Origin of the sequence: Acinetobacter sp. UBA2581 (genome assembly GCF_002339435.1) — a bacterium.
Taxonomy (GTDB): domain Bacteria; phylum Pseudomonadota; class Gammaproteobacteria; order Pseudomonadales; family Moraxellaceae; genus Acinetobacter; species Acinetobacter variabilis.
Genome location: NZ_DDLD01000018.1, coordinates 20,473 through 36,558, shown reverse-complemented (window position 1 = coordinate 36,558; position 16,086 = coordinate 20,473). Strand labels below are relative to the sequence as shown.

General features: G+C 43.0%; 10 protein-coding genes and 1 pseudogene. 7 read left to right on the top strand and 4 right to left on the bottom strand.

Annotation, left to right across the window (positions count from 1 at the left end; translation table 11 throughout):
* Position 1: 1 nt before the first annotated feature.
* The 7 genes from B3Q46_RS01855 to B3Q46_RS01825 all read left to right on the top strand — a co-directional run bounded on the left by B3Q46_RS01855 (position 2) and on the right by B3Q46_RS01825 (position 14,033).
* Positions 2–2,923: a hypothetical protein gene (locus B3Q46_RS01855; RefSeq protein ID WP_286713041.1), complete on the top strand. Its 2,922-nt coding sequence runs from the start codon at positions 2–4 to the stop codon at positions 2,921–2,923.
* Complete coding sequence (locus tag B3Q46_RS01850; RefSeq protein WP_286713039.1) at positions 2,910–5,474, top strand: hypothetical protein; 2,565 nt, start codon at positions 2,910–2,912, stop codon at positions 5,472–5,474. The genes B3Q46_RS01855 and B3Q46_RS01850 overlap by 14 nt, the downstream gene beginning before the upstream one ends.
* Positions 5,475–5,481: 7 nt before the next feature.
* Entirely contained in the window at positions 5,482–6,657 is a 1,176-nt protein-coding gene (locus tag B3Q46_RS01845; protein WP_286713037.1) for a hypothetical protein, read from the top strand.
* 29 nt (positions 6,658–6,686) lie between these two features.
* Entirely contained in the window at positions 6,687–7,265 is a 579-nt protein-coding gene (locus B3Q46_RS01840; protein ID WP_286713036.1) for a hypothetical protein, read from the top strand.
* A 37-nt stretch (positions 7,266–7,302) separates the two neighbouring features.
* Positions 7,303–8,817, top strand: coding sequence for a hypothetical protein (locus B3Q46_RS01835; RefSeq protein ID WP_286713034.1), 1,515 nt, complete (start codon positions 7,303–7,305; stop codon positions 8,815–8,817).
* Positions 8,817–11,918, top strand: a complete 3,102-nt coding sequence (locus B3Q46_RS01830; RefSeq protein WP_286713032.1) for a coiled-coil domain-containing protein — start codon at positions 8,817–8,819, stop codon at positions 11,916–11,918. The genes B3Q46_RS01835 and B3Q46_RS01830 overlap by 1 nt, the downstream gene beginning before the upstream one ends.
* Before the next feature lie 84 nt (positions 11,919–12,002).
* Positions 12,003–14,033, top strand: a complete 2,031-nt coding sequence (locus B3Q46_RS01825; protein ID WP_286713030.1) for a hypothetical protein — start codon at positions 12,003–12,005, stop codon at positions 14,031–14,033.
* 43 nt (positions 14,034–14,076) lie between these two features.
* Here B3Q46_RS01825 and B3Q46_RS01820 read toward each other — a convergent pair whose 3' ends face one another.
* From B3Q46_RS01820 to B3Q46_RS01805, 4 genes and pseudogenes are all read right to left on the bottom strand, one after another.
* Positions 14,077–14,505, bottom strand: a complete 429-nt coding sequence (locus tag B3Q46_RS01820; RefSeq protein WP_286713028.1) for a hypothetical protein — start codon at positions 14,503–14,505, stop codon at positions 14,077–14,079.
* Between the two features lie 31 nt (positions 14,506–14,536).
* Positions 14,537–14,929 (bottom strand): annotated as a pseudogene (locus tag B3Q46_RS01815) (transposase family protein); the annotation flags it as partial.
* 37 nt (positions 14,930–14,966) lie between these two features.
* Complete coding sequence (locus B3Q46_RS01810) at positions 14,967–15,371, bottom strand: transposase family protein (RefSeq protein WP_000669095.1); 405 nt, start codon at positions 15,369–15,371, stop codon at positions 14,967–14,969.
* 47 nt (positions 15,372–15,418) lie between these two features.
* Positions 15,419–15,994, bottom strand: a complete 576-nt coding sequence (locus B3Q46_RS01805) for a zinc ribbon domain-containing protein (protein ID WP_286713013.1) — start codon at positions 15,992–15,994, stop codon at positions 15,419–15,421.
* Between the last annotated feature and the right edge of the window lie 92 nt (positions 15,995–16,086).

Genomic DNA, 16,086 nt, shown 5'->3' with positions numbered 1-16,086 from the left:
TATGAGCTATGAACCTGACCATCCCTTAAATCTGATTTTCGACATCGAAGCTGAGGAAAGTTATACACCACTTCATGCGTTGAATGTGATCATCGATTTGGATGAAGAAGATCAGTCTGGTCAGGTCAGTTATTTAACGCCAGATGCTATATTTTCTGAATCCTTCGGTACAGCGCATATTTATACTGGTGCCGAAACACTACGCCCTAACGCTTTAAACAGTATGGTGCTAGGTGTTCCAGTCATATACAACTACTGGACCTTCACACGCACTGCAGGTTGGGTGAGCAGCCTATTCGGTCAGCTGCAAGTACGAAACTCGGATTCTGTTATTCGCCCAACCGGTAGGGTGATGACGCTATTTGGTACCACCAAAGCACAAAACGGCAAGCGATACCTCGATGTTTCAGGAGCGATTTACACCCGATTCGGTACTACGAAAATAGAGAGCAGCACACGTTATGTGAATACGTCAGGTGCTTATTTCTTTTTAATCAGCAAACCGCGTATAAGTTATAAAGAGCAGTACGTCACCACCAGGCAACAAAACCCTTCTACACTGTACGGTAATACACGTATTGCATACGCTGTTCGCTATGTTGAGCAAAATAGTAATCAGCCGTTAACACGTTTCGGTAAATCCTGGGCTTCACATTCACCACGATATATTGAGCCACGTGGAATCTGGCAGTATTTCCCGACCAATCACCGTGTCGGTGTGTCACGCATTGTGCAAATGGAAGGTTTTGACTTCCTGCGATTCGGTACCCGTATCGTTCCTGAAAGCCAGACAGTATATCCGCAAGGCTTCGGCACGATTTTTGGTCAGACTGAGATCTACAACTCTACTCAGCATATCAAGCCTAAAGGTTTCCTGACTGTAGGTGAAAAGCTCGATTTTCGCTTTGGTCACATCGATATTTTTAATTCAGACCAGTACATCAAGCCCTACCATGATGATACCAGTCGTGCTGCAGGTCCACTGTTCCCTGAAATAAAGCAGCACGAAGTATTCAATCGAAACCGCAAAGTACAGACACACGGCACCATATTCCAGGTGTTCGGTTATCAAAACCTGACTTTAGGTGCGCGTGTTATCTATCCGCAAGGGATCAGTTCACCGATAGAACAGCCCTCAAAATCGATGGTCGCTCACGGTATCAGATATGTTAAAGCGATAGCTTTAGAGCCACCTCATATTTCAACCTGGAATACAGTATGGTTATCCGGTAAAGCGGTTACTACTAAAGGTTTTGCACACAGTCTTTACGGTGTGGCCAAAGTTGAAAACACGCGACGCATTTATCGTTTCATTAGTTTAGGTGAACAAACGCTGTTCGGAAACTCCATGATTTCACATGCGATACGTAACGTGAGAATACAGGAAGGTTATTCGATTGCACCACCAGTGGTCCCGATGCCGGAAGTAAAACTTGGTGTGCGTTATGTTGAACCAAGATCGATTGATAGCGTGCGTTATGGTTGGTTTTATGCCGCAGAGCGATTCACCAAAATTACTCCGCATTGGGAGCATAAAGATTTGTTAGGTGAGCCATCAATCAAGAATGTCACACCTCAAGTTCGTCCGTGGCAATTTGATTCTTGTGAATTTGGTCAGCATTACATCGGCTTATATACACGTTATCTTAAACCTGATGCCTTAAATGCCCAGATATTTAGTCGTCATAAAATCGGGGATAGAACGCAGAAGATTAACCTGACAACGTATGGGATTCTACCGCCACAGATATCCAGAACGCATAAGGTTGAATCCATTGGTGGTGAAGTATTACCGTTCCTGATCGAACCGAAGGGGATGAGCACTGTCAACTTTGAAACGGATTTTCGGAAATACCATGTGGTCACACAAAACGTATTGCGCCCGGACAGCACCGATCTCACTACGCTTTTTGGGAAACCCACCGTCACGGCCAACACGGTCCGTGTAGAGCCGGGTTATTGGGAGATTTTGATCGGTACAGCAAAAGTTGAGCATAAAAACAGACGTGTTTACGTGAATAGTGGAAAAGATAATTTTCTTGAGATCGGCTCACCTCGAATGTCACCGCACACTATATGGGCTGTGAAGGATGCACCACAGCAGGCGATTGATAATCATACTAGACCCCGCTTGCCGTTGCATTATGTTGATGGCCTGGATACCAGAGTAACGCCTGCTCGTACGAAAGAGCCCGGCATAGAAATCGGGATACCTAAAGTATCGCACAAGCAACGCTTTTTTGCGGTCACAGGTCGTACCTTCTCCCTGTTTGGTGAAAACACAGCCTTGAAAAATGCACAGAAGTTTATTGAACCGAAAGGTCAGAGTTTTTTGCGCATTGGCGTTTTAGGTCCGATTGGTGATCAGCAAATATCATTCCGTACCAATCAGATATACACGCTGTATGGCCGACCTGCTGTAAGTAGTATTGTTAAATTCGACCCGATTGTTAAGCCGTCTGGCCTAGCAAGTTTTGTAATGGGGAATAATTCAATTGAGCTTTTCCATCGGCAAGTAAAACCAGTCGGCATTGCTTCTTTGAGTATGGGTGCTCGCCTGGCGAACGATAAACCCTATATGTGGCAAGGTCTGCGTATAGGTGAACACGTTCCAACACGTGTCGGTGGTGAAGTTCACTCAATGTACGGAACTACGTGGATTAGTTACCGGGTGCGTGAAGCTGTTGTACATGGCAATGATTTCGCAGTGGTAGGTGAATATGAGCCAGGGAAATTTAATTTAAAAATGACAGTGTATAACCGGGATCAACCAGATCCACCTGGTATGCAGATTATCGCGGCTAAAGGTATTCCACCTCAACCACTGCTAGGCGTTCCAGATCTCAAACACGCTGTACACTATATTCGTCCATATGGTAATACTGACAACTATCGTAAAGGTGGCCAAAATGCACAGTCCTAAACCTTATAGTTTGCATGTTTATCATGGGGAAATCACTTCTCGGGATTCGTCTTTTATTGATAAATGGTCAAAACAGGTCAGCAACTATCGCGCCGTATCACAACTCGATACGGTTAAATATACGCGAGAACTCCCTGATGGTGGTTTTGTTATTATCTACCAAACCGGCGATCTGTTTCGTGCTATTGCCTTCAAAAGCAAATCTGAAAAAGAGGTCCGCACAGAAACCAATATCGCAACAAGCAGCATACCGATGTTGTTTTCTGGCTGCATTGATAAAAGTGTTGTTTATAAAGGCTCAGGTGTAGAAATGAAACCGAGCAAGATGACACTCAAAAGGCTTGCCAATTATGATGGTGAGTTAAGTTTTGGAGAGCTGCAAAAGTTTCGATGCCCTTATACCAACCTCTATAAACAGTATTTTGTCCCTGGTGAGATTCAGGCGATGGGTGAAGAAAACGTCATGTTTACCCAATATCAAGGACTAAAAGCAACCTGGTATTCCGGTGCTATGGCAGAAGTGGTGCAGATTGTCAGTGGGTTTGGTCGTCAGGATATCGATAATCTGCCGGATGATGATGTTGAACAGGCCAGCATGAAATTGCCTTTATCCGTTGAAAAGAAAGTCATGGCTGAGATGGGTGAAAATGTCCGACTGCCCGGATACTCAGGTGTACCCAATGAAAAAGGCACCATTGATTACAGCTTTCTATTCAACAATACCAATCTCGTGACTTTCGATAATAAAAATGAGCCCTGGTTAATCCGGGTCGATTCATCTGGTGTTTGGGCAATGCCGTTACCTATTATCCCTGCAACCAAAACGCAAGCATTCAGAGAGTATATTGAATTAGTTGGTGATACCGAGATAGAGAAAATACTGGATCGTTTTGGTGCCATACCGAGCGGAGAACCATTCCCGATCAATGCGGATTTTCAGCGTTGGGTACGCGCAGGTGTTATTGTTAAAGTATGTGATTCATCTGACTTCTTTAACCATTCTGCATATTCAAGTGTATGTGGGTGGAGCTGTAATAAGGATGGTACCAACCTGATCAATACCTGCTACGACTATATAAGCGATTACTGTTATGGATATACCTATCAAATATCATTGCAACTAGGATCTGCTGATAATAGGGGGTGGATGGCACAGCAGAACACAGCAGATTTAAGCCCTCAAGAATCTATTCGATTATCACGCTATTTATCACAGCTTTTTTCTGCTTTACCGGAAGAATCTGAATCACTTACCCAATCAATTCGCTACAAGATCAGACGTGTTCCTTTTAATGAACTCCTGCAAAGAGCCGGAAACGATGGGGCCAAGGATGTTGAATATTGGGACAATTACACCTGCAAACCAATTGCTACTCATGAAGGTCGTTGCTCTACAACAAACCAGGGCTATTTATATGGTGGCACTACCTTAAAACTGCCTGAGCCGTTAATGGGTGGCTGTATTAGCATGTCTTTCGCACCTCAAGGACCTATAACCTCTTATCCCAAAATAGATACCATTGTTTTTGCTTATTATATTAACAACGACCTCAAAGTAATTAAAAACTTCCATGACGAAAGAAAGTTTTACAAAACCATTGAGGGTAACTTTGATGACGTGATGATTGTCGGTAATTGGGAGCAGGTCGAGTATTCAGGCTTAACCGGTTTGAAAGGCACTTTCTATTCGACTGATTTTGACCGCAGACAGGAAATTGCGCCACTGGAAATCAAGACCAAAATCTACGGTGAAGACAAGGGCTATGGACAGCCTTTAGCCGTGTATCACTTCTATTTCTGGACTGATGGAAGGCTAAGAAGAAGTCGATACTACACCCATAAAACCCAGGAATGGGAGTCATCGAATAAGCAAATTGTGGAAGCCTTTGTAGTGCCGTTTTATATGCGCTCAGCAGCCATATTTGCTTTTAAGGAAGTCACCAGCTCAAGCGAATATAATGAATCATTAAGTATGATGTGGGTAGAAGATCCACATAGCTATGAGTTCTGGACTTATGAACCCACTTTCCATTCGTTTGATGGGGGCTGCAAAAAGACCGGTAAACCGAAACCTACGGATGGAAAATTGGTTTGGGCAGAAGAACATTATTACAGCAATACTGGCCCTTATAGTGATTTTGCTGATAGTGGGGACTGGATAGGTCCTTTACCTCAAGACGTTAGCCACTTGGTTAATCCACCGACAGGTGGGGTAACACTGGACCGTTATGGTGGCGAACCACCAACGGTTGAAACCTATAGTTTTAGGGAAAGAATCAGTACGCCTGCCACCAAATATGAGTTGCATGTTTCGATCAATGAAATGGCAAATAAGTTGCACACACGTGAACATGCAAGTGAGTTTTATGCAAGGTCACCTGATCAGTTTGGCAACGTGTTTTTTCAGGATGGCTGTAAGGTTATTTTTGGATCGGTCAACTATGCGAACATATCTGTCAAAGATGAGCATGGTCGAAGATACAAATTTGGATACTCCCGACTTGCCAGTAATGAACAATCTCACACTTTCATTGGTGTGATTAACGAATAGGTACACAATGAAATTATTACCAATCGTAGGTATAGATAATACCTCTCATGATGACGCACTTACCGTTGGCGGCCAGAGTCCGGCATATTTTATGCGCGATATTATCAACTTTGATATTTCAGATCGCGGCAGTGCCGAGCTTCGCAAGTCCGGGCGTAAGGTATCCGATCGGGTCTATACAAAACTATGGCAATCACCGCTACACAAAGACGTATTCGGTATGGACCACGTGGGGATGCTGTATAAAGTCGATCCGATCAGCTTTAGCGGCACAGAACTCGGTCAAGTCGGCCATGATGCCAATTTTGAAGTGGTCAATAACTTGGTCTACATTGCCGGTAGCCTTGGGATTTTTACCTTCAATGGTGCGGTCTTAAATAAAATCACTCTCGATGCACCTGGTTATCCGTTCTTGATGAAGGATGCAGGCAGTTTATCGGCAGGTCAATATGGTGTAGCCATCTCGTACTTAAGTGGCGATATAGAATCGGAGTTATCACGTACTGAGTTCATCAGTGTCGAAGGTGATGCCGGTATTCGTGTCACTGTGCCATTGATTAAAGGCGAAGGAATCACCGGGGTGAATGTCTATATCACTTCAAGCAATGGCACTGAACTGTATTTATATGGCAGATATGCAGCCGATGCTGTTGAAGTCAATATCACCGCTGAATCAAGTGGGCGACCTGCTAATTTTCAGCATTTATCCAAGATGCCAAGCGGTCAGTTTTTAACGCAATGGCAAGGGCGATTGGTCACAGCCGATAAAAATATGCTGCACTTTTCCCAAAGCATGACCTACCACTTAACCGATGCACGATATGACTATGTGCGACTACCGCAGCGCATCAGCTTTGTAGTGGGTGTTGAAGGTGGTCTATGGGTTGGTCAGGTTGACAAGGTGGTGTTTTTACGTGGCACAAGTCCTGATAATTTCACCTTTGAAGTGAAAACTGCACAAGCACCAATCAAGGGAACAGCCATCACTTTAGATAATCAAGATGCCGGTGAAGTCGGACAAGGCGGTGGTCGTACTGCGCTATGGTTGGCAAGCAACGGCTTATGTATGGGATCAAATCAAGGCCAATTAATTGAAATGCAGAGCAAGCATATACAAGGAGTAAGTGGTCAAAGTGGTCGGTGTGTAGGGTTTGACGGTAGAATCACCACGATCATAAAGTAACCTTATTGTTTTTAAACAAGGTTATTGCAATGACACAACTTAAAAAAGAACTAGCACAAGCGGTTCACAATGAAAATTTCGACCTAACGGATGAGGGGATTTACTTCCCCAAGCAAGGTATTTTGGCGCGTGGTGAATACTTCGACCGGATCAATGGCGGTGAATGGATGCGTACACCGAACCTTGTAGTCAATGAAGGGATTGCCCATATCTTGAACGTGGCGTTAGGCGCAAAAGCCAAAGCAAGCGGCTACTACTTAGCCCTGTTTAGCGGCTCAACCGCACCGGCAGCCAATTGGACCGCAGCGAACTTTGCAAGCGTGGCCGGTGAAATTGTCAGCCTTTCCGAAGGCTATACAAACGCCACACGTCCACAATGGAATCCAACCGACACCAACGGCAATTCGATTGAAAACCTGGCCGCAGTTGCATCCGTGACTATTGCCACCACCTCACAATTAAACGTGACTGGTGCAGCACTCTTAACCAACGCTACACGTGGCGGTAACACCGGCACATTAATCTCTGCGACCAAGTATGCAGCAGCACGTACTTTCCAGAATAACGATGTGTACGAACTTAGCTATCGTTTAAGTCTATCTGTATAAGCATGGGTGTGGTTCGCCACGCCTACAGGAGCAGTCTATGAGCCTTTACCGTGATGATGTGCAAGAAACTGTGTACGGCAGTGACAGTTTTTGGTCAACGCTGAAAAGTGTAGTTGAAGAAAGTGCGCGTATTGCGGTGGTCATTGGGTACTTGATTGCACCACCGGCCATAGCAGATAGTGTCACGATTCAAGATAGCGTGGTTGATAGGACCTTACAGCCGGTGGACGAATCGGTTCGGGTTCAAGATCATGTAGAGGATCGCTTAAATGCTCGGCAAAATATTGTTGAACTAGCCAAAGCCATTGACCGGCTGCAAGACAGCCGGCAAACGCTTGAGCGTATTGATGATGCACTACTTATCAATGTGCAATACTGCGAAAAGATGCGGCTATTAACACATGAACAACTCAAGGTTGTTGAAGGTTTTGAGGGTACACAAACCTTTAAGAATCACATTCAAGATCAACTTAAAACCAGAGATAGCGTATATCATCGCGCCATTGGCCGGACATTGATTGAAGATCATGTTACAGCCGGGGATGATGTACGCGATTTAACTCAACAGCGCATTATTGATCAACTGCATATTGCTGACCAAGCAAGCGGTGTGCAATTGGCCAAAGGCCATAATCAAGATCAACTTAAACTACAAGATAGCGTGAATGACGCTGTAAAGCGTTACAGCAGCATCGAAGATCACGTACAAGTCGTTGATCAACTACAACATCGTACACGTGTAAGTACGCTTGATGTACTAAAAAGCATTGATGAAATCACCGGGATTAAATACAGTCAACAGCACGTCGATGATCGCGTACAGATTCACGATACAGTACAACGCAAGGCGACTGAATTACTGCATGATGCCTTACAGGTCCTTGATGAATCCAAGGACAAGGCACGTTTAAAACAGTATATCGATGACGAAGTACGCATTGCTGAATCCATTGTGGTGCTTGGCACCTATCGCCATGTCATTGACGATATTTTACAAGTGAAAGACCAGTGGCAAGACCAATTGCTTGCCAAGCAAGACTTTACTGATTGGATGTTCCTTGAAGATACTATCAATGATGGTCAACATGGCGGCCATGCTTGGACCGCGAATGTAGATAATTGGGCCATGAGTCGCTACCAAGATTTTTATTTTGATGATTTGGCCGTGGTGAATGGTCAATTGATTGGGCTTAATGATCAAGGTGTGTTTGTCATTGATGCTGAAGATACAGTTCAAGGTGAAATTCAATCCGGCAAGATTGATCTAGGGCGTGGTGCATTGGTGCATCCATTGGGTGCCTATCTTGAATATGAGCTGCGCGGTGAGGATAAGTCGCTTGATGTAGTGGTGGGTACCACACAAAGCGGAGCATTACAGAAATATCGTTATCGATTAAACCAAGAACGTGCCGACGATTTAACCAATGGCCGAGTCATATTCGGGCGTGGTTTGAGAGGGCGACACTTCTCGTTTGCGGTCAAGGTGACTGGTTCGCACTGTTACCTAAACGATCTTAGTATTGATCTGACACAGACCAAAAGGAGAGTGTAATGGTTTCTTGGAGAGCCGATCCATCTTATGTAGTTGAGCCGGTTGTTAATCAAGTCAACGATAAAATGAAATTCCTTGAAGATAAGTCAAAAGAATTTCTAAGCGGCACACGTAAAGCATTGGATGAGATGGCTAATGCGGTGAATTTTGACATGCCGACTGATAATTTAGACGGCATTAATATTGAAAGTGGTGGTATTGGCGATAACCTGACCATGCCACAATTGCCGGACAGCATACCGCAACTTGGTACAGATAATAATCTTGATGCGCCCAACATTACCTATGTTTCAGTTCCGAATCCGGCACAGTTACCGCAATTTGATTTTAGACTTGAGCCGCCATTGGTGCCAAACCTAAGCGGCCTGGCACCGCCACCATTAGTGTCACCGCAACCCATTAACCTAGATCATTTGCCGATTCCGGCCGCACCGGACACAATTGACCTGCCGGTTTTAGATGATGTGGGCCTGGATTTGGTAAAGGCCCCAATGCCGGCCAATGTGCCACAATTTAGTGGCACGATTGACGCACCGAACTTTACGCCTGATCTTCAATCGGTTGAACCACAGTTAGCACCGATACCGGATTTACCGCAGTTCACGCTGCCACAAGCACCACAAGCACCGCAGCCGCAAGGATTAGATTTTAGACAAGAGAATTTTACACTTAGTGAGCCAGTACAACTTGACACCAACGGCTTTAATGAAAATGAGCCGACGATGGAACAGTTCGTTGTGCCAACAGCACCTCAATTAAGTAATGACTACCATCTACCAACAAAACCCGAAATCGATTTTAAAATTGATGATGTTCAAGCACCTGATCTTGACTTTGGTGAGTTTCCTCAAGTTCTACAACTAGAGCTCAAAGAGTATGAATATAAAGAGCTTAAAACGTTCGATGAAGAACCTCCCGAACTGGATAAAGTACAAGAAGCGATAGCAGCTTATGAAAGTGGTATAACCAAAGACTTAGATCAACTGCTTCAAACTCAGGAGGGCGGCTATCAGGAGCAGTTCAAAGAAGAAGCCAAGGTATTTCAAAATCAATATGATCGAATTGCAAAATGGACTAACGGTGAAGGTACACCCTGGTCTGAGATTTATCAAAATATTGAAAAATTGCTATATAACGCTGCCGAAGATCGGGAAAACAGAGCAACGACACGAGCCGTACAACAAGTTCGAGATGATTGGTCATCACGCGGATTTACTGCACCGCAAGGTGCACTTGATAAACGCATGGACGCAATTCGGGAAGAAGGCCGGATGCGTGTGGCCGAAGCCAACCGCACGATTAGTGTGGATTCATTTAACAAGCAAGTGGATGAAGTCCGTTTCTTAATTGAAAAAGGATTACAACTCGAAGAAATCTTGTATAAACGCTATCTCGATCAGCGTGATTATGAGTTTGCAGTATTTAAGTATCGGATGGAAGCGTTTTGGAATATCTATAATGCTGTTGTGCAAATGTATAGCGCTGAGAACGAAGCATTCAAGCTGTATTTTGAAGTGTATAAACTTCAGGTAGAACACCAATTCAAAGAGCTTGATCATTACAAGGTTTATCTCGAATCTAAGAAAATGGAGCAAGAGGTAAGTAGGCAAGAGCTCGAAGTATATCAGACCAAATTGCAGACGATTAACACGCAAGTTGACGTGTATAACTCACAACTTAAAGCCGTAGCGCAACGTAACGATACCCTGAGATCTAAGATTGAATTATATCGTGCAGAGGTGGATGCAGTTTCAACCGAGATTGACTTTGATAAATTACGCCTGGGTATGTATCAAACCGAAGTTGATGCGAATAAAACTATACTTTCAGTCAATGATCAATTGATTCAAAACTATACCAATCGCATTTCAGCATACGCACAAAAAAATGAAATCTTGATTAGAAACCAAGCGGCAAATATTGATCATGAAAAATTAAGGCTTGATAAATACCATGCCGATCTTGCGCAAGAGAAACATCGGATTGATTACCAATTGGCCGAAGCGCAAAACACGACCACACACTTTATGCAGTCCGTCGAGATGTATAAGTTAGGTGTTCAAAACCGTCTAGCCGAAGTGGACTATTCAAGCAAGATGGCCGATCTTGTATCGCGTACCAATATTGCCAACATTGAATTATCCGGCAAGTATGCTGATATTAATTCACGGATTGCATTGGCTAACGTCGATGCACAATCGAAAGTGATGGATACGCAGTCGAAGATTAATCTTGCCAATCTTGATGCACAAATGCGCCATAGCGAACTGGCAACACGTGTGGCACTTGGTAATGTTGAAGCAGATACCAAAGTGAAAGAAGCCAACTCCCGGATTCAAGGCGCGAATGCTGACTTGATTGGGAAGAATGCAGATATTAAAGCGCGAATTGCACTATCGAATGCAGAGATGCAGTCGAAGCATAACGATTTGGTGGCGCGGTCGGCCATGGCTAACCTTGACCTGCAAAGCAAAATCGCTTTGTCAGAAGCAGATATGGCCGGGCGTTATGCTGAAATTAATTCACGTATGCAGATTAATGCAGCTGAAACACAATTGAAATGGAGTGATTTAATTACACGTCATGCCATTTCGGATATGGAAACACAATTTAAGAAAACTGAACTCTCGACACGTGTAGCACTTGCCAATCAAGACATGCTAGTTAAAAACACCGAAGGCAATATTCGTATCATGACAAGCCAGGCAGACTTAAAAGCTCGGTTTGCTGAGATGCAGTCACGGACGCAAATTTCTAATTTGCAAATGCAAGGCCAATACATTGATATGGTGGCGCGTACCAATATTTCGACATTGGATTCTCAAACACGTATTGCAGAAACTAATGCGCGTATGGCTATTGCACGTGCTGATCTGATGATGAAGAAATACGATTTCAATATGAACAAAGGCTTAGAGAAATCTAAACTTGCGCTCGAAGCGGCTAAGGCCGTTGGAACAGTCAATGCACAACTTGCAGCAGGTGCCATGTCTGCACTTCATGTATCTGCAAGCATGAGTGCATCGGGTAGTGTTGGCTTAAGTTCATCGACCAGCGAAAGCGAAAGCAAAAGCGAAACCCATAGCTACAACTATTATTAATTTTTAGTAAGCCCTCTAGGGTTCGCCTTAAGTCTTATCTGGTGGGTAATCTTTTACCAATCAAATAAGATTTAGGGCTTTTTTATGAGCTTCGGAATTAAAAAGCAGCAGCCAAAACAGGGCGGAAAAATCAAAGGTCCGGGTACAGGTACGTCTGATGATGTACAAAAGACTGTGCCAGATGGAACTTATATCATGCCGGCAGACTCAACCGCTCAGATTGGTGAGAAAAATTTAGAACAGCTTGGTCAAGGCCGGCCAGTCGATGTAAATGTCAGTAATGGCGAATTCCAGATGACACCAGAACAGGTGCATGCGGTCGGTGCACAAGCCTTGGATCAAATGAAAGATCAGACCCATACCCCGAGCGGCTTACCACAAACCATCATGGATCAACCAGGTGAAAAGCCAGAGTTGTTCTTTCGGGATGGTGGATTGGTTGAGGATGAATGGAAACGGAATTTAAAAACACAGAGCCAGCCACAAGGGAGTCTGGGGGCAGGACAGCCGCGCAGTGGGTTTAACCAACCATCGACTGCAATTGCACTGACTGATAACAAGAATATTCAATTTCCAGCAGCACAACCTAAAGTGAATGCACCTGCGGTAGCTCCAACTCAAGCAAGTACACAACAAGTGCAGCCAAAAGAACAGCCACAATCAAGTGGTTGGGGGATTGGTAAAACTGCAAAAACATTCCTCGCGCCAGAACATGATAATGGCGCATGGAATCCTGTGGGTGGACTGGTAAACACAGCAACAGGTCTAGGTAAAGGTTTAATTGGTGGTGCAGGGGCGTTAGCAGCTGGTGCAGGTGAAGGTGCTCGCAGTACTGCAGCTTGGATTGGTGGTGCAAATAATCCAAACCGTGGCAATATGGTTGCACCTAGTGCTGAATTTTCAGGGCAAGGTTTCGATCAGGCGCGACTAGGTATGCGGCAAATGTTTGGCCTGTCTGGAGCGAAATCAGGCACAGAAAATCAAACACAACCACAACCAGCTGCTAAGGTGGCATCAATTGTAAGTGGTACACCTAAAAATAATGCTGCCCAGCAAAAAACAAATACAGCGCCATCGTTTAACGATCAGTTAAATGATGCTATGTACGGCTCATCGGTTGGAGGGCAGACAGCACAACCCGCATCAACTAATACTAATCCTTATGCAATTCAGCAAAAAGGTAATAGCTTTAGCTATGCAAATCCAAGTGCGGCAGCTCAAGCCCGTGCCACAGGTATTCCAGAGTTGCAAAGTAGTGGTTTTGCGGGTGGGATCACCCCTAGCAGAGACCCGCAGGGTGTAAAAAATCTTATGGCCAATACCCGGGAGATGGGGCCAAGTGAACAGCAGATTCAGGCCGCTATTGCACAGCGGATGAATCCGCAAGGGCAAGGCTTTGGAGCCATGAGACAGCCTCAAGCACCACAGCGAAGTGAATTTGATGAGGCAGAGCGTAAGGCTTTGTTTAGAGATGCAAGCACAGTGATTAAGGGAGCAAGAGGATTAACAGGTGGGCAACTTCGACTCAGACAGCAATTAATTGATGGTGATGCTAATTTAGCAAACCAAAGATATATTACCGATGCGAATAATGCGACCAGCATACAAAACAACACTGAAGATAACTCGGCCAATATTCTACAGACTGGAATGCGAGAGTCTGGTCAAAATATGCGGCATGCTGCCAGTCTGGGTCAGGACAACTACCAGTTCAATACTGATTTCGGCCTGAAACAACGTCAGCAAAACTTGACTGAGAAAAAAGAAGGTTTTGGTATTCGACAGACTGAACGGGCTGAAAAACTGCATGAAATGTATGATAAGGCCGAAACAGATGAGCAGCGTCAATCTATTCAGGCACGGATCGACCGCTTAACTGGCGCGAAAGAGCAAAATGGTCGTGATCGTTACATGACGGTTGGTGGTGGCCAAGAATGGGATCAGAATGCCAATGTTATGGTTAATCGTCCGCAACAGATTTTTGATACCCAGACGCAACAGTATTTAAATACTTCACCTTCATCGAATAGCATTCCCAAACCGGGAGAAATTAGAGAAGGGTATAGATATAAGGGTGGTGATCCATCTCAACAATCTTCATGGGAATCAATTTAACCCAATTAAGTCAGTAAAAAGCCACCATAAAGGTGGCCTTTTATTAGTGGATAATATTTGCTTTATAATCATTCATCATTTGAATAACCTGATCTGCAGTACCGGAATTGGCTACATCATCATAATATTTTCGCCATTCTGGTGAATGTGAGTTTATCCAGTTTTCAAATTCTTTTTGCTTGGCTATTTCCAGTGCATCTGGATGTGCAGCTAATATAGAATCATAATGAAGTTGCTCAGCACTTTGTGTTTTATCGCTTATGTTCAGGTCTTTCCCATAGTTTGGGTCAGAAAATGGATTACTTGAATTTGATTCCTGGACATATTTTTCAGAATGATTTTCTGCATTTGTATTTTGTTCAGTTTGCACTTGACTGTTAGTCTGATCCCAATCCATTTCCCACGGTTTCTTTTGATTATTTAATGCAGAGCTTTTGTATTTAGCATCTATAATTGTTGAGCTTGTGGCCATCAATAGACTTCCTTCATAAATCATTTTTCAATCAATTTAATTGTTTATCTTTCACCCAATCTAAATTGTATATGCCAGCAAGTAAATTAAACCGCAGGTTTAATCTTTTACGACGATTTCTATATACACAAGATAAAATCTTAAAACATTTCATCCTTCCAAATACATGCTCTACTTGAATTCGTCTACGACCAATCTCTTTATTTAACTTTTTTAATTCAGAATCTAGTTTTTCAGTTTTCTTTGCTTTAGATGGCATGAGGCATCCAAAACCCAATTTCTTTATCCCTAAATAACCCTTATCAACGATAAAAAAGGGCTTAAATTTTAATTTCCTCATGCTTTTTTTAAATATTTTAAAATCATGCATGCTTCCATGACTTCCACATACACTCAGTATTTCACCTGTTATATAGTGCATAGATAGCTGAAATTTAAAGGTATGTCGCTTTTTTTTACCGCTATACCATTTCTTCTGTTTTTTTTGGACGTTGAACTAATATTTCAGTGGCATCAATCACAACAACTTCCCAATCCACTTCATCTCGATTAGGAAGTTGTTTTGGCAAGTTGAATTTTCCAGAACGGATTAAGGTATCTTCAATAACACGTGTGATACGAATTGCACTCGTTTCAGATACACCGTAACTCATACCAAGATGGAAAAATGTTCGATATTCTCTCCAATATTCTATACATAAGAGCAAACGATCTTCCAACGGTAATTTATGCGGTCGTCCTTTACCAATATGACGAGGTAAATGCTTATTTAGCTCGGCCAACATGAGGTTAAATGTAGCCCAACTAACACCGGTAAGCCTACGAAACTTAACGTTTGATAATTTTTGAATATCTTTGAATTTCATCCAAGGATTATCTCTTGAATTAAATAATTTTGCTGATTAATTTAAGATCAAATAAATTGTACGTTTTTTGATTTATGACGGAAGTCTAATATAGTGAAAGAAGAAATTAAAATAATACTCGCAATAATAAGTGGAATACCCCATGATTTTTTTTGATAATTACTATGCAGATGTTTTTTGACAAAATCAGATTGAGATTTAGCAAAAGCAAAATACCATACAATAATATATAAAATGCCTAAACTTTTTGGATAGGTTTGTAATTGGTAAGGGTCATCCCAGATAAAGGGTGTGCCTAGATTTAAAAATAATATAAATATTATGGTGCCAATCAACCAGTATTTTGCATTATTTGCCTCAGTGGTGCTGCCTATTTCCTGCCAGTTTTTCATTTGTAAGTATGAGCCAAATACCGGAGTAAGTAACAAACTCCAATTTATTGCGGCATTGGGGTTCCAAAGTCTAGGCTGCTTTTTTTTATGTCCTGTTAACAGCTCATTATCGTTTTTAGTTGGTTGTTGGAAAGCTGCTTGGCTTTCATCAAAATTTTCTAATTTACTCCCACAACTGCTACAAAATTTTGCATTTTCTATATTACTTTGACCACACTGACTGCAAAACATAACCCCAAACCTAAAATCATAATTATTTGAATTTACGATAGTTAAACTTTAATCATTTAGCAACACCTGTATAGGGTTCGACTGACAGAAAT